Consider the following 15,633-nt stretch of genomic DNA (forward strand, 5'->3'; position numbering starts at 1 on the left):
ATTATCCACTGATGTTGAGCTATGTCTTTCTTTTCTTTGGATATTGTAGGGCAGTGTTGGTTGTGTGACCAGAGCTGCGTTGATCACTGCGGTCTGTGTTCGACCTGCTTCAACGATTTACCGCGATTGCCACCGCACAATCTACGGCCACTGACACGCCCTGATTATTGCCATACCTGGGTTGCCCCGTTGTCGTTTCAGCCGCCGACAGACCGCTGGCTATATCGCTTTAAGTACCATTCAACGCCGGCGCTTGCGAGTCATTTTGCGGTCTTGCTGGCGGCTCAAATTATTGCCTACCATAAGCAGTCATGTACCCCCTTACCGGATGCGGTATGTGCGGTACCTATGTCATGGAGTCGGTGGCGACAGCGCGGTTTTAACCAGGCCTGGGAGCTGGCTACAGCGACTGCAAAGGTCTTGGGACTGCCGGTGCTTGATAGACTGATCCGGGTTGGTGGCGAACATCAGCAACATCAGTTGGACTGGGCCGCACGGCAAGCGAACGCCGATCAGGCATTTGCCCACTGTGGACGAGCCTGTGGGTGTCGCCATGTGGCAATTGTGGATGATGTTATTACGACAGGTGCAACCCTGACGGCGGCGGCCAGAGTGTTACTGGAGAGTGGGGTAGAACAGGTCAGCGGGTGGGCACTGGCGTACACACCCGCTGAATACCATGGTGAGGGTTAGTGCGCGTGCGCATGCTCCATTTCGGCATCAGCCGCTTCGTCATCGTCCGACGTCGTGCCGTGTGCATACTGAGACCAGAAAATAGCATTTGCTAACAGTTTCGAAGTGCCCCAGAAAAAGCCGCGGAAGTTCACGTTGTCGGCAAAACCTACGACTCGTCCGCTACCAAAACGATGTGCAGCAACACTGGTGCGGTCCCGCAGTACATCGCGGTTCTGACTGGATACGTAACCAGCAAGAACAGGTTCTTCACGGTAACGTGCGACATCAACAAAAGGAGAAGTGTCGGCCATCATCGCCATTGTGCTGTCTTTAAAGACCGGCAGGTACTGGCGGGTGTAACCCACTGCAAGCGGGTGACTAAGATCAAGCTCGGTTTCAAAAATGGCACCGGCTACACGTTGCTGAGCGTAAAACTGGTCACGCTCGCCGTAACTCAAACCATGTTTTTTGAATTGCTCGTCAAACTCTGCCTGCTCGACAAAGCTCACCCCAAGGATCTCTTTCTCAGCCATCCAGCGCGCGCCGCCTTTTTGACCGATTAGGGTACCGCCGTGAGTAACCCAGTTACGGATACGGTTAGTCAGTTGATCATTAAAGTTGTAACGGCCGTTGACCATAATAATATGGCTGTAGCGGTCAATGTTTACCTGCTCCAGGCGCTGCGTTTCGATTTTGCTGACTGGCAGATTGAGATGACGATCCAGGTAGTACCAGGTTTCCCCAGCTTCCTGTACCGGAACACCGTCGCCGACGACCAGAAGTACCTCTGGCATTTCAACCGGGTCGATACTGCGGCTACCAATGTCCATGCCTTCGCTTGGGGTAAGACCACGAGCGATGGTATGGACTGGAACCTGATTGTCGTTGGCATACCCGGCAACTAAATTAGTAACCTGGTCCCATTCTTTCGTCTGGTAAGCGCGAGTGACCAGGGCCGTACCAGCGGGAAAGTGTTGCTCGCCGTTGGCCGTTTCGATGGTCATTGGCTGATGCGCCAGACGAACATGGACATCCTCTTGCAGCAAATTGCTGAGCAGACGAGGGGCAAAATAGTGCTCCCAACTGAATGCATAACCAACGTTGGTTTCGGTTAACCGATTCGCTTGCCAGTTGCGTTCGCCGTCGAATGCTTCCTCGCTGACGCGGAAACTGCGAGTACTGTCTACCTGGGCGAACTCAATGTTAAAAGCGCTCGGTAAGGTCCATGCAGATACGTCGTAAAAGGTGTTGTCAGGAAAGTCCTGGCGGGTGCTAAAAGCGCCTTCGAGTAAACGGAACTGGCGCTGACTGGCTGGAATGTAAAAATCGCGGCCCGCTTTATAGTCTTCGCCGTCGGCAGAAAAGTCTTCACTGACCGCGAAGGCTTCGATTTGATGCTGGCGCAGAATGTTAAGGAGTTCGTCCATCCGCGCCGGATCGGCGTCATCACCACGCAGCATGTAACCGTCAAAGTCAGCGTCACCGGCCAGTTCAATGCTGTCACGGTAAAAGCTCTGCATATAGCTATTCAGACGATCCCGGTTTTCAACCGATCCGCGAATGGTCGACAAGGAGGTCAGGAACTGATTGCGGATAGTAAACGGAAAGGATAGCTCGCCGTTGACTGATTCCTGTAAATGGCCCCGCGATGATGCCTGTTCGAACAAAATCCCGATAGTTCCCTGAATGTCCGGGTAGCTCGAGCCTTTGCCGTAATAGAAGTCATCAAAAGATTCTTCGGTGTAATACAGGCTATGCACATCGTCCAGACTATCCGCGTGGTACTCGGCTAGTAACGCGGTTAGCTCGACATTGCCGTCAGGCGTCATTGGGTTCTTGCGCGATGGGATGCCGGGCTGGAAGAAATATGTCGAGTTGGTGCCCATTTCGTGGTGGTCAGTCAGTACATTGGGCATCCAGCGCTGGTACGCACTGATGCGAGCACGGGACTCAGGGTGTTGTAGCAGCAACCAGTCGCGGTTTAAGTCAAACCAGTAATGGTTCTGGCGCCCACGTAACCATAGTTGTTGCTGTTCGATATTTTGTGAGTCACTAACCAGGTTCTGGCTCTTAAACTGATTGGCCCACTGTGCAAAGCGTCCCAGGCCATCCGGGTTAAGGGCAGGTTCAAGCAGAATCACGGTATTGTCCAGCCACTGCTCGACTTCCTCTCCCTGCGCCGCCGCCAGATAATAGGCTGTCAGCAGTGACGCATTGGCGCCAGACGACTCGTCGCCATGAACACTAAAACCAAGGTAAACGACTAAGGGGGCTTCGCTGACATCGGCGTCGGCCTCAGGATCCGTCAGGGCAAGGTGCTGTTGACGCATTTCCTCGACCCGATCTTTATTCTCTGCTGAGGTGACTGTTACCAGGATCAGCGGACGTCGTTCGTGGCTGTAACCAATAATCTCCATCTGAAAGCGGTCGGAATGGTCGCTGAGTACTTCCATGTAACGCACCAGTTGGTCATGGCGAACATGCCATTCACCGACTTCATAATGCAATACTTCAGCCGGCGTTGGCACGCTTGGGTCAAGCTCGGTACCTGCAGGCAGGTAGTAATCCAGATCGTAGTCTGCTGCCTGGAGCGGCAAGGCAACTAAAGCGACGATCGCCAGTGCCCATCGAAAAAGGTGGTGTTGCATGGTAACTCCCCTGATTTACATATCGTTATCAGGCACGCTAACAGAAGGGCGACTCAAGCTCTAGCGCTTTACTATGCATTGCCGTTTGTTTGCGATAAAATAAACCCTAGTAAATTACTCGGGTATTCTGAGTGAGAGCAATATATCGTGCAAAGAGGTGAGTGATGATTACTATTTCGCAAGCAGCGCAGGGTCATTTCCGTGAACTATTAAGCCAGCAACCAGAGGGCACTAATATTCGCGTGTTTGTGGTTAATCCTGGCATGGCCAATGCGGAATGCGGCGTTTCATACTGCCCGGCAGATTCGCTTGAACCGACTGACACAACGTTGCCATTTGAAGGTTTCGATGCCGTTGTCGATGCCCAAAGCGCGCCGTTTCTGGAAGCTGCCGAAATTGATTTTGTAGAGCAGGATCTGGGTTCGCAGCTGACGCTGAAAGCGCCCAACGCCAAAGCGCGCAAAGTGGACGATGATGCGCCATTGATTGAGCGGGTGGAGTACATGATCCAGACCGAAATCAATCCACAGTTAGCGAGTCATGGCGGACAGGTGATGGTCGCTGAGATTACCGACGATGGCTTTGCCATTCTGCAGTTCGGTGGTGGTTGCAACGGTTGCTCAATGGTCGATGTGACCCTTAAAGAAGGCATTGAAAAACAACTTCTGGAAGAGTTTCCAAATGAGCTGAACGGTGTTCGTGACGTGACCGAGCATAGCCGTGGCGAGCATTCTTACTATTAAAAGTTGTATAAAAAATAACAATCCAAATGCTTGAGTAATCAATGAGTTAATTATTTATGCGTTAATGAGATGTTAGTTTTTTGCAGTGGAAGTGTGATCCTGATCACTTTGTACCCGCGTAGTTAAGATTGCTGAACCCTAACTACATATTAACGAGGTACATCATGATCAGAATCACACAAACCCTGGCCGTGTCGTCACTGGCGTTGGCACTGGCTGCTTGTAACAGCAGTAGCACACGGGTTGAACCTACTCCTACGCCAGATCCTGATCCCGCCGGCAATGCGCAACTGCGTATTCATCACGTTTCAGCGGATGCGCCTGCGGTCAACATTCTTGCTAATGGCGACATTCTGGGTGGCCTTGAAGGTGTCGACTATCAACAGTCTTCGCCCACCCTTGAAGTGCCTGAAGCATCTTATAATGTCACGGTTGATGGCATATTGCCAAGTGGCGAATTTAGCACCGTTATCGACGAGACATTGGCGCTTGAGACCGATGTTCGTTACGAAGTATTTGCCATTGGTCAGCTAGGTGCGGACGATGCGTTCGCTTTTGAACCTTTTATTCTGAATCGTCCGGTAAGTTCGGTCACTGATGGTGATGCCCGGCTGTGGGTCCTGCATGGGGCACCGGTTGATGTCTCTGTTGATGTTTACCTGACCGAACCAGGTGCCGATATTGTCGATGGCAATGCTGCCTACACATTGTCATATAAAGAAGATTCGGAGCCGTTCGAGGTGCCGGCGGGCGACTATGAGGTAACCCTCACGGCGTCAGGTGATGCCAGTAGCGTACTTTTCTCATCACCGCTGACCCTGAATGATGGTGACGACCTGATGGTCACAGCCACTTTAAACACCGCCGCGAACGCTGATGACGCGCCGCTTGCACTGCTCGTCGCCGATGGTGAGAGTTCATCGGTGGTGTACTCGACTACGACAGGGGCGGACCTGCGAGTGGTGCATGCTGCGGCTGATGTACCGGCGGTGGATGTGTATGCCAATCAAGTTACAGGTACGCCTGCGGTTGCAGCACTGGCATTCCCTGAATTCACGGACTACCTGAACGTCGCGGCGGGCGATTATGATTTTCTGGTTACACTGGCTGACGATGCGGACGTGCAACTAGAGCTGGCAGCGTCGTTAGTTGACGGTTGGCAGGGGACTGTAGTTGCCGCCGGTGAGCTGGGCGATGGCAGTGCTAACCTTCAGGCTCTCACCTTCGACAACCGCCGCGTGGCCACCGAAGCTCGGGTTCGGATTGTGCATGCATCACCATTCGCTGGCGATGTCGATATTTATGTTACGCCAAGCAATGACTTCACCGACTCCGCTCCGGCATTTGAAAGTGTACCTTTTAATGCGGCTGAACTAGCCACCACCGGGAACGTACCGCTGGCAGCAGGCACTTACTTTGTGACGGTAACCCTGGCCGGTCAGACCGATGCGGCGCTGGGTCCACTTGAAGTGGATCTTGAGGCTGGTGGAATCTACACGGCGGTAGCTGTCGGCAACGATGCGGATAGCCTGGGTCTGGTGCTAATGGATGATTTGGCCCCGAGCGGAAACTAATAGTTTAACTTTCGACATGCCCATGTCATTTCAGGCCGCCTTCGGGCGGCCTTTTTTTCCTCATCGATTATGAGGTTAGGGTGAGCATCTGGCGGCGTTGCAATAACAGCCATTGCCAGACACCCCGGCTGAGCATAAACAGGCTAAGTGCGAACCACAGCCCGTGGTTTTGCCAGCTTAACGTCAGCAACCAGGCCGGCACAAAGCCAAACAGTGCGGCCAGCAGCATTGAATCACGCATCGCTTTACTCTGCGAAAGGCCGATATAGATACCATCAAACAGATAACTCCAGTGAGCTAACAATGGCATCACAATGAGCCAGGGCAGATAACTTTCGGCGACGCGAATGACCTCTGGAATATTGGTAATCAAGCGGATAATGGCGCTACCGGTGAACAAAAACAGCAGACTGTAGCTAACGGCAAAAAGCATTGACCAAAACAGGCTTAAACGAAACCAGTGCTTCAGTCTGGCAGCGTTGCGCTGCCCTTTGGCCTGACCCACCAATGCTTCTGCTGCATAAGCAACGCCATCAAGCCCCAGTGAAATAAGCATCAGAAACTGCATCAGCACCGCGTTTGCGGCGACGGTAGTGGCCCCATAATAGGAAGCGTAGGCGGTCATCACTGCCATACACAGCTGGAGCACTAGCGAGCGGATGAATATATTCTGGTTCAGAGTTAGTAAGTCTTTACATACTTTCAGGCTGATTTGCTTAAAATGACGCAACTGCAGGGTCAGGCCGCGGTGAAGAAAAAACAGGCCAGTCAGGGCGGTTACCCATTCAGCACTGACCGATGCCCAGGCGGCGCCGGCAACATTCATGCCGAGGCCAATAATTAAAACCACGTCGAGTATGACATTGATAAGATTACTCAGGATCACCAGTACCATGGCGCTACGTGCTTGTTGCCGTCCAAGTAATACGCCCAGAATGACCAGCATACTTAGCGCGGCTGGGGTGCCCCACAGGCGAATACGGATATAGTCCGTGGCTAACAGCTGTAACGCGTCGCTGGCGCTCACCAGCTGCCACAGAGACCACAGAATAAGTGGCTGCAATGCAATAATGACAACACCGAGCACTACTGCGAATAACAAGCCGTGTACGGCAAAGGTACGTTGGGAGTGGATGTCGTCTGCGCCGAAACTTTGTGCCACCAGCCCGGTGGTGGACATGCGCAAAAAAACCGCCAACAGATAGACGAAATTAATAGCCATGGCACCAATTGCAACGGCACTCAAGTAGATAGCGTCCGGCAAATGCCCTATGATGGCTGTATCAACCAACCCTAATAAAGGGGCGGCGATGTTGGAAATAATCATTGGCAAGGCAATCGCAAACAGCGTGCGATGGTCACCTGGATTTTTCAGTACAGACTGCAACAAAGAGGACTACCTATGCATTTTTGGGGACTGGTAAAAGGCACTGCTTTGGCGGCGCTGCTGGCAGTGTCGCTGCCTTTCGACGCTGCCGCCGAGGCTGAGCCGAGTGTATCTATATTAATGTACCACCATGTTAGTGAGAGTACACCACGCTCAACCACAGTGTCACCGGACGAATTACGAGCACATCTGCAGTACCTGGCGGACAATGACTTTACCGTGATTGATATCCGTGACGCTATTGCTGGTGTGAAAGGCGAGGCCGAGTTACCTGATAAAGCGGTAGTGCTGACCTTTGATGATGCTTACGAAAACATTTTTAGTGCTGGGCGACCGATTTTGCAGGAATTTGAGGTGCCATGGACCTTATTTGTTACCACCGACCCCATTGGTGAGCGGCCTGGGCGCTATATGAGTTGGGACCAGGTCCGTCAGTTACATGACGAAGGCGTTACCATTGCTAACCACACCACTGACCATGCCCATATGCCTCGCCGTGATGACGCCGAGTGGCGACAACGTGCGGCCGAGAATATTCTCCAGGCGGAGCAAAAAATCCTCGATGAAGTAGGCGTTAGTCACCAGTTGTTCGCTTTCCCATATGGGGAGTATGACAATGTGTTACTGGAGCTTGTTGAAGAGCTTGGCTTCACCGGCTTTGCTCAGCACTCGGGCGGATTTGGGCCGACCTCGGATATGCGCGCTATTCCGCGATTCGCGGCTGCCGGGGTGTATGCAGACCTTAGTTCATTGGGGACCAAAATGGCGGCACTGGCATTCCCCATTAAGGAGGTTCGCTACGAGGACACCTTGCTGACTCATGAACAGACCCGTCCGACTCTGGAAATCGAATTCGAGGTGCGCGATTTTCGCCCCTCACAAGTAACCTGTTTTATCAGCAATCGGGCACACGATATTGAGTGGATTGATGATAATACTATGCGTGTGCAGGCTGAAGATGATCTTGGCTTTGGCCGTTCGCGATACAATTGTACCGCGCCCAGTATCAGTAAGCCCGGTCGTTATTACTGGTATTCACAGCAGTGGATACGAATGAACGAAGAGGGTAGCTGGCCAGGTTAAGTTTGCGTTGCCCCGGAACAAAAAAGCCCGAACCTGGTTCGGGCTTTTTTATGCCATTTTTTCTGAGCTCTTTATGCCATCCCTTTATTCAAGGTAACGGATAATGCGTTTAAGGTCATTTACCAATAAAGTTGGGTTAACGGTCGGTATCATTCCCGGCTCATGGCTGGCGCGAAAAACCGCTTGCTGATGGCCTTCTGGGCTAATCAAAATAATAGCCGCACTGTGATTAACCAGATAGTTGGTTTCATCTTCTTCCGGAATGCTATACATCAGCCCGATGTTACGCACGAACGGGAACAAATCTTTATGTTCACCGCGCACACCGAGGAAAGGAGGCTGGTCAGAAGCGTCAAGACCGTCGTTAAAGAAGCCTACATAGTCCCTCAGGCGAGGAATATCATCACGCTGGGGGTCGACAGAAACCATCCATACCTGCATCGGCGTAGCGCTGACCTGATTAATATCAGTCCAGCTTTGCTTGAGCTGCGCCATGGTGGTGGGGCAGATATCAGGGCAAAAGGTGTACCCGGTAAAGATAATGGTCCATTGCCCTAACAGGTCGTCATTACTGACCTGGCGTCCTGCAGCGCTTTCATTGTCGGCGTCTGGTGCTGCGGTGCTGTGTAAAGTGAAAGGGTCGATACTACGTGGACTGGAGTAAAGCAGACTGGTTTCCAGTTGTGGAGGCCCCGGGTTGGCAATTTTCTGATAGCTCCACACACCGCCAACCGCAACCAGCGCCAATAATAAGATAAAAACTATACGTAACATCATGTGAATAAGTAATGGTCCACAAGTAATAGAATGAATAAGCCCATCAGGTACCAGATAGAGTACTTGAACATGTTGTAGGCAGTTAGTTTCGATGGGGCAAACTTCAGTTTCCAGGCGTAGCCAAGAAAACCAAGATTCAGTGCGCTAACACCGGCAAGGTACAGCCAGCCCGACATACCGGTTAAAAAGGGCAGAATACAAACCACCGTCAACAAAACTGTATAGAGAAAAATGCAGGTCTTGGTGAAATCAATGCCGTGAGTCACAGGCAGCATCGGGATATCGGCTTTCGCGTAGTCTTTAGCGCGATGCACGGCGAGTGCCCAGAAATGCGGTGGCGTCCAGGTGAAAATAATCATCACCAGTAAAACCGCATTGGCGTGAATTTCTCCGGTGACGGCGGTCCAGCCCAATAAGGGGGGGGACGCCCCGGCGAGCCCGCCAATCACGATATTTTGAGGGGTCGCACGCTTGAGGTACATGGTATAAACGAACGCGTAACCGACTAAGCTAGCCAGGGTGAGCAGCGCAGTAATGCGATTTACAAATAGCTCGAGGACGAGGTAGCCAAGGGCGCCAATGATTGCAGCGAAAGTCAGTACCTTGACTGGCGACAAGGCCCCGGTTGGCAATGGACGGCGCAGGGTTCGTGCCATTTTGGCATCAATATGGCGATCAACGAGATGATTAATAGCCGCTGCAGAACCCGACATCAGACCAATACCGGCCACCGCAGGCACCAACACCTCGAGACTGACCCAGGTGGTCGTGGCCAGGCACATGCCAACCACTGCGGTTAACAGCAGTAATGCCACCACCCGAGGCTTGGTGAGTTCGAGATAATCACGCCATTGCGCACGTTTGGCTGACGCCTGTGCAATCGCTTGATGAGCCATAAGAGGTTCCCCTTTCTTATTATGCTTTGCGGGATAAATTATAGTTTAGTCCGACTAAGGAAATGAGCAACAGCGCACCGACCGCATTATGGGCGACGGCTACTGCAAGCGGCAGACTAAACACTACATTACTGACACCGAGCGTCAATTGCACGATCAGTAACAGGGTAATAATAAATGTATGAGTACGGAACTGGTTAGAGCGGGCTGTATGCCAGAGCTTGTATAGTAAATAACCCACCACTAGTGTGGTAACAATGGCGCCAAGCCGATGCAGTACATGCATGGTCATGCGTTCAGCGTAGCTATGAACGCCAAACTCGTAAGTAGCGGCTTTGGGCAGACTAAAGGCTCCGGCGAGGTCGAAACGGCTGAGCCAGGGGCCCTCACAAATGGGTAATTCGGTACAGGCAACCGCTGCATAATTAGCAGCAACCCAGCCCCCCAGTGCAATCTGGCCGACTACCACAACCAAGGCTAACGCGGCCAGCCCTCTTAGTTTACGCAAATTCAAATCGCCGCCCGGAATGCGGAAGTCGTTTTCTCGCTGATATAACAGGTAAAGTAAGGAAAAGGTGGCGAACCCGCCCAGTAAATGGAGCATGACGATCACTGGTTGCAGCATCATGGTAACCGTCCACATTCCAAGCGCAGCCTGAAAGCAAATCAGCACCAGCAGAATAATCGGCAGCTTCATTGGCTTGCTGCTCTGAGACGCTTGTAGCTTGCGGCGAATGGCGACCACTGCAATGGCGAGAACAAGAAAACCGAGAGTACCGGCTGCATACCGGTGGATCATTTCGTGCCAGGCTTTTTGCGTATCCAGCGGGGCGTCAGGGAAGGCCTCAACGGCAACTGTCTGTCGAGCTTCGCTATGCGGCACACTGAGGAAGCCATAACAGCCGGGCCAGTCTGGACAGCCCAAACCCGCATCCGTCAGACGAGTGAATGCGCCAAGGACAATAACGATAAAGCAAAAAACCAGGGAAAATTTAACCAGATTACGCATCAGTGCTTACCCCACACGAGACATTTTTAATAGTTTTTTTAAGTCATCCAGCATATCACTACCGCTCTGGATAGCCGTGTCACGGTCTGCACTGCCTTCATAGCGCATCATCACCGCGCCCAGCGGATCGATAATAAACAGACTGCCTTGCGGTTGCTCGCTAAGCTGGTCGTGTAACTGCGGCAGTACCAAATACTGCAAGCGGCTACCCTCTTCAGGCGCCGGTAAAGCAGAGACATCTGGCCCGGCCTGAATTGCTATCGGGGTGACGCGGTCGCTTTCGCGACCAAGTGCCATATCGACCTGTTGGATAACATAGAGGCCGTTGATACAACGCTGGTCACAGTCTGCTGGAACGCGGTACGCAAGGCGCCAGGTCTGCGGCATGGATTCGTTCTCACTGCTGCTGGCTTCAATTGGCGGACTAATCAGCTCCCCTTTATTGGTAACACCGGGGGTAAACCAGCCAAGGCTAAGAATAATCTGGGCGCCGGCTAACGGGATCAAAAAGCACAGGAAGATGCCTATAAATAGACGGCGGTTTTTTCGTTTGCGCTGTTGCTCGCTTTGAGTAGCGGATGGGTTATCAGAGGTGGTCATGGTTTGTGTTCTCCTGAACCATTCTTATTGTTTTTGCCAGAGTCTTCAGATGTATGCTGTTGTTGCAAAGGCTGGGGCGGACGCCGGGCGAGGCGTTTATTCGCTATCAGAAAGATAACCAGCGCCGCAATTGCCAGACCGAACCACTGCGCGGCATACGCATAATGACGATGCGGCTCCATCACCACGACTGGCCAGTCACGGCGAAAGCCAAAGTCGATGTTTTCATTTAATAAAATACTGAATGAAGCCAACGGCAGTTGTGTTTGTGCACGGATAGAATCAAGCTCCAGATACTGTACACGCTGCGGCAGTTGAGCAGAAAATTCCTGCTCGGCGAGCAGGAACGGGCGCTCGGCCGGTAATTGAATGCGCCCTGACACTGTTCGTGTACCCTGGGGAAGCTCTACCTCAGGCAGTGTGTCGCGCGGACCACCGAGAGGAACCCAGCCGAGGTTAACCGGAACCAGATAAGGCGCGAGGGCCTCGTTCTCAAGTAATGCGACGACGTGATAGCCAACTCGCCCATTGTAGGTTTGATTGTCGACCAGGAAATAGGCGCCATCCTGGAAAGAACCCGTTATCTCAATCTGGTCATCGGTTTGCAGCGATTGTTGGCGAATATGCTCGAGGGTAAGAGATTGGGTCTGCTGAGCCGATGAGGTTGCATGGTAATCGACTATAGCCTGTTTCTCCTGACCACGGTCAATTTGCCAAAAGCCTAGCTTGACCATCGCAGCGATAGCTAGCAAAGTAATAAGCAGAGCGACAGGATGCAGGTAAAAACCCGCGTTGCGGCGCCGCGAGGCGAATGTTTTACTCAGGCCATCAAACGACATAATAAATAACCCGGAGAATACTGCGTGATAAACATCATTTTAAAAATACTGCTCGTTGCGTTACTGCTGTATGTGATCTACAACCTGTTTCAGGGCCTGTTTCACCTTATGCGGCAGAAGCAGGATGGGCCACGGATGTCGCACTTCATTGGTCGCCGAGTGCTTTTCTCTGTCATTATAATTGCACTTATTGTGCTGGCCCTGGCGACAGGTATTCTGACTCCAAACCCGAGGCCTTATTAACTAACTTTATTAACTAGCAATGATAAAAAAGCCGTACCGCAGCAGCGAGTACGGCTTTTTTGACTCAAATGATATAGACGAAAACAAAGAGTAGAATCCACACCACATCGACAAAGTGCCAATACCAGACACTGGCTTCGAAGGCGAACTGGTTCTCTTTATTAAAGTGGCCTTTGAGGACCCGGAAGAACATCACAATCAGCATCAGTGCGCCGAGGGTGACGTGCATGCCGTGGAAACCTGTCAGCAGGAAGAAGGTATTGCCGTAAATACCGGACTGCATGGTCAGGCCAAGGTCACGATACGCGTGGACATACTCATACATCTGCATGCTGAGGAAGATCAAACCAAGCACAATGGTCAGCGCAAGCCACAGTTTCAAAGCGCCGCGTTTACCATGCTCAAGCCCATGATGAGCGAAGTGCAGAGTCACTGATGATGTAACCAGGATCAGCGTATTGATAAAGGGCAAACCCCAACCCATGGCCTGAGTTTCGCGACCATCCGGGGTTGTGGTCAGAGGCCAGATAGCCTCGAACGCTGGCCATAAAACTTCACCGGTCATGGCGTTGTTACTGGCGCCGCCTAACCATGGCACTGCGATCATACGGGTATAAAACAGCGCGCCGAAGAAGGCGAGGAAAAACATCACCTCTGAGAAGATAAACCAGCTCATCCCCTGACGGTACGAGCGGCCCATCTGTTCACTGTACAGCCCCTGATGCGATTCGTTGATTTGGTCACGGAACCAACCTATCAACATGACTACCAGAACAACAATCCCGGCCAGTAAAACCCAGTGGCCAAAGCCAGCTTCTTCATTCGACCACTCGATAATATAGTGAGCCGCGCCGAACGCGATAAGACCCAGTGCGATGGCGCCAATTAATGGCCAAATACTTGAGTCGGGTACGTAATATTTTTCGTGTTGTGTGTTTTCTGAACTCATTTCCTGTTCCTCACTCAGAGGTGTCGACAACGACACGCCCTTGGGCCGCAGCTTCCGTCATGTCATACATCATGTAAGACAAGGTGAAAGTACGTATGTGATTGGGAATATCCGGGTCAACATAGAACTGCATCGGCATCACCGCTGTATCGCCCGCAGCCAGAGGCTGATTTTGAAAGCAGAAACATTCTGTTTTCAGCAGGTAGGGAGCGGCTTCGCCAGGCGCCACAGATGGCAGCGCCTGACCAGTCATGTCCCGGCCTGTACGGTTAGTGGCGGTAAAGTTAACGGTCGTAGTTTCGCCGGGGTGCACCTGCAGGCGACGGACTTCTGAGCTGAACTCCCAGGGTAACCCTCGGTTAACCCGGGTATGAAACTCTATCGTCACCAGGCGGGTAGTATCGACGAGGTTGCCGTCGCTGCCCGCCGCTGCTGAATTGTTGGTGCGTCCATTAAATCCGGTCACCTCGCAGAATTTCTCATACAAGGGGACCAGCGCAAAACCGAACGCAAACATCAGCACAACAGACGCCAGCAAGCGGGTAATCATCTTGCTGTTATCAGGCTTTGAATGCTGTTCGCTCATAGTGACCTCACTTAACGGATCGGTGCTTCAATTTTAGGTGGCGTATCAAAGGTATGGTAAGGCGCAGGCGATGGTACATCCCACTCCAGACCTTCTGCCCCTTCCCAGGGTTTGGCGACTGCAGCCTGACCTTTCTTGGCCATACACTTAACTACAACGGCAAGGAAAATCAGTTGAGAGAAGCCGAACAGGAAGGCGCCGACGCTGACGATTGCGTTAATGTCGGCAAACTGCAATGCATAATCCGGGATCCGTCTTGGCATGCCGGCTAGCCCCACAAAGTGCATGGGGAAGAACAGGATGTTGACGGAAATCACCGAGCACCAGAAGTGCAGTTTGGCAAGACCTTCGTCCGGCATGAAACCGGACCATTTCGGCAGCCAGTAGTAAGCAGCCGCCATGATCGAGAACACTGCACCACTAACCAGAACATAGTGGAAATGCGCTACCACGAAGTAGGTGTCGTGATACTGGAAGTCGACTGGAGTAATCGCTAGCATGATCCCAGAGAAACCACCAATGGTGAACAGGATTACGAATGCCAGGGCGAACAGCATCGGTGGTTCAAAGGTCATCGATCCGCGCCACATGGTACTCACCCAGTTGAAGATTTTCACGCCGGTCGGGACGGCAATCAACATCGTCATGTACATAAAGAACAATGACGCGAAGACCGGCATACCAGTGGTGAACATGTGGTGAGCCCAGACCAGAAAGGACAGGCCTGCAATCGCTGCGGTAGCGTATACCATTGATGCATAGCCAAATAATGGCTTACGGGCAAACGCCGGGATAATCGCAGAGACGATACCAAATGACGGCAGGATCATGATGTAAACTTCAGGGTGACCGAAGAACCAGAACAAATGCTGGAACAGTACGGGGTCACCGCCACCGGCCGCATCAAAGAAACTGGTCGCAAAGTACTTATCGGTCAGTACCATAGTTACCACGCCCGCCAGCACCGGCATTACCGCAATGAGCAGGAAGGCGGTTATAAACCAGGTCCAGACAAACAGCGGCATGCGCATATAGGTCATGCCTGGAGCACGCATGTTCATGATGGTGACGATAACGTTGATCGCGCCCATAATCGACGAAATCCCCATAATATGGATGGCAAACACAAACAGTGCTGTTGAATCCGTACTATAGGTGGTCGATAGCGGGGCGTAGAAGGTCCAGCCGAAAGCAGGTCCGCCACCCGGCATCAGCATCGAGGAAAGCATGATGATGAAGGCAAATGGCAGGATCCAGAAACTCCAGTTGTTCATTCGCGGTAGCGCCATGTCTGGCGCACCAATCATCATCGGAATCATCCAGTTAGCGAGACCGGTAAAGGCAGGCATAACCGCACCGAACACCATAATCAGACCGTGCATGGTGGTCATCTGATTGAAAAAGTGCGGGTCAACGATTTGCATACCAGGTTGAAACAGTTCGGCGCGGATAACCAGCGCCATGGTGCCACCAGCGAAGAACATCAGGAAGCTGAATAACAGATACAGCGACCCTATGTCTTTATGGTTGGTGGTAAATAGCCAGCGTTTAATGCCCGTTGGCTTATGGTCATGATGGTCATCATGCTCATGATGTGTATCTACAACAGTGCTCATGGCCATCC

General features: G+C 52.1%; 15 protein-coding genes. 5 read left to right on the forward strand and 10 right to left on the reverse strand.

Annotation, left to right across the window (positions count from 1 at the left end):
• The first annotated feature begins 21 nt into the window (after positions 1–21).
• On the forward strand, positions 22–693 hold the full coding sequence (locus CWE14_RS05465) for a ComF family protein (RefSeq protein ID WP_126798474.1): 672 nt from the start codon (positions 22–24) through the stop codon (positions 691–693).
• Here CWE14_RS05465 and CWE14_RS05470 read toward each other — a convergent pair.
• Entirely contained in the window at positions 690–3,323 is a 2,634-nt protein-coding gene (locus CWE14_RS05470) for a M14 family zinc carboxypeptidase (RefSeq protein WP_126798475.1), read from the reverse strand. The genes CWE14_RS05465 and CWE14_RS05470 overlap by 4 nt on opposite strands.
• A gap of 164 nt (positions 3,324–3,487) precedes the next feature.
• Here CWE14_RS05470 and nfuA point away from each other — a divergent pair, with 164 nt between their 5' ends.
• Positions 3,488–4,066, forward strand: coding sequence for a Fe-S biogenesis protein NfuA (nfuA, locus tag CWE14_RS05475; RefSeq protein ID WP_126788693.1), 579 nt, complete (start codon positions 3,488–3,490; stop codon positions 4,064–4,066).
• 164 nt (positions 4,067–4,230) lie between these two features.
• Positions 4,231–5,640 carry a DUF4397 domain-containing protein gene (locus CWE14_RS05480; RefSeq protein WP_126798476.1) on the forward strand — a complete coding sequence of 470 codons (1,410 nt, stop codon included), beginning with the start codon at positions 4,231–4,233 and terminating at the stop codon, positions 5,638–5,640.
• A gap of 67 nt (positions 5,641–5,707) precedes the next feature.
• On the opposite strand, the gene CWE14_RS05485 is transcribed toward CWE14_RS05480, so the two are convergent.
• Positions 5,708–7,030 carry an MATE family efflux transporter gene (locus tag CWE14_RS05485; protein ID WP_241972333.1) on the reverse strand — a complete coding sequence of 441 codons (1,323 nt, stop codon included), beginning with the start codon at positions 7,028–7,030 and terminating at the stop codon, positions 5,708–5,710.
• A 12-nt stretch (positions 7,031–7,042) separates the two neighbouring features.
• Between CWE14_RS05485 and CWE14_RS05490 the strand changes: the two genes are divergently transcribed.
• Entirely contained in the window at positions 7,043–8,110 is a 1,068-nt protein-coding gene (locus tag CWE14_RS05490; RefSeq protein ID WP_157981781.1) for a polysaccharide deacetylase family protein, read from the forward strand.
• An 84-nt stretch (positions 8,111–8,194) separates the two neighbouring features.
• Here CWE14_RS05490 and CWE14_RS05495 read toward each other — a convergent pair whose 3' ends face one another.
• Genes CWE14_RS05495 through CWE14_RS05515 form a run of 5 tightly spaced genes read right to left on the reverse strand, consistent with a single transcriptional unit; the run spans position 8,195 to position 12,231 of the window.
• Complete coding sequence (locus tag CWE14_RS05495) at positions 8,195–8,887, reverse strand: SCO family protein (RefSeq protein ID WP_241972334.1); 693 nt, start codon at positions 8,885–8,887, stop codon at positions 8,195–8,197.
• Positions 8,884–9,783 carry a heme o synthase gene (gene cyoE / locus CWE14_RS05500; RefSeq protein ID WP_126798478.1) on the reverse strand — a complete coding sequence of 300 codons (900 nt, stop codon included), beginning with the start codon at positions 9,781–9,783 and terminating at the stop codon, positions 8,884–8,886. The genes CWE14_RS05495 and cyoE overlap by 4 nt, the downstream gene beginning before the upstream one ends.
• Before the next feature lie 19 nt (positions 9,784–9,802).
• Complete coding sequence (locus CWE14_RS05505; RefSeq protein ID WP_126798479.1) at positions 9,803–10,792, reverse strand: COX15/CtaA family protein; 990 nt, start codon at positions 10,790–10,792, stop codon at positions 9,803–9,805.
• Positions 10,793–10,798: 6 nt separating this feature from the next.
• Positions 10,799–11,392: a hypothetical protein gene (locus CWE14_RS05510; RefSeq protein ID WP_126798480.1), complete on the reverse strand. Its 594-nt coding sequence runs from the start codon at positions 11,390–11,392 to the stop codon at positions 10,799–10,801.
• Positions 11,389–12,231 carry an SURF1 family protein gene (locus CWE14_RS05515; RefSeq protein ID WP_126798481.1) on the reverse strand — a complete coding sequence of 281 codons (843 nt, stop codon included), beginning with the start codon at positions 12,229–12,231 and terminating at the stop codon, positions 11,389–11,391. The genes CWE14_RS05510 and CWE14_RS05515 overlap by 4 nt, the downstream gene beginning before the upstream one ends.
• 24 nt (positions 12,232–12,255) lie before the next feature.
• Here CWE14_RS05515 and CWE14_RS05520 point away from each other — a divergent pair, with 24 nt between their 5' ends.
• Positions 12,256–12,474 (forward strand): DUF2909 domain-containing protein, encoded by a 219-nt coding sequence (locus CWE14_RS05520; RefSeq protein WP_338022818.1) that lies wholly within the window; start codon positions 12,256–12,258, stop codon positions 12,472–12,474.
• A gap of 64 nt (positions 12,475–12,538) precedes the next feature.
• On the opposite strand, the gene CWE14_RS05525 is transcribed toward CWE14_RS05520, so the two are convergent.
• The 3 genes from CWE14_RS05525 to ctaD are packed head-to-tail and all read right to left on the reverse strand — an operon-like array spanning position 12,539 to position 15,625.
• A complete protein-coding gene (locus tag CWE14_RS05525) occupies positions 12,539–13,423 on the reverse strand; it encodes a cytochrome c oxidase subunit 3 (protein WP_126798482.1) in 885 nt (294 codons plus the stop codon).
• A 10-nt stretch (positions 13,424–13,433) separates the two neighbouring features.
• Positions 13,434–14,009 carry a cytochrome c oxidase assembly protein gene (locus tag CWE14_RS05530; RefSeq protein ID WP_126798483.1) on the reverse strand — a complete coding sequence of 192 codons (576 nt, stop codon included), beginning with the start codon at positions 14,007–14,009 and terminating at the stop codon, positions 13,434–13,436.
• A gap of 11 nt (positions 14,010–14,020) precedes the next feature.
• Positions 14,021–15,625 (reverse strand): cytochrome c oxidase subunit I, encoded by a 1,605-nt coding sequence (gene ctaD, locus CWE14_RS05535; RefSeq protein ID WP_126788684.1) that lies wholly within the window; start codon positions 15,623–15,625, stop codon positions 14,021–14,023.
• Positions 15,626–15,633: the final 8 nt, after the last annotated feature.

Source organism: Aliidiomarina soli, assembly GCF_003986975.1.
In the GTDB taxonomy this organism is placed as follows: Bacteria; Pseudomonadota; Gammaproteobacteria; order Enterobacterales; family Alteromonadaceae; genus Aliidiomarina; species Aliidiomarina soli.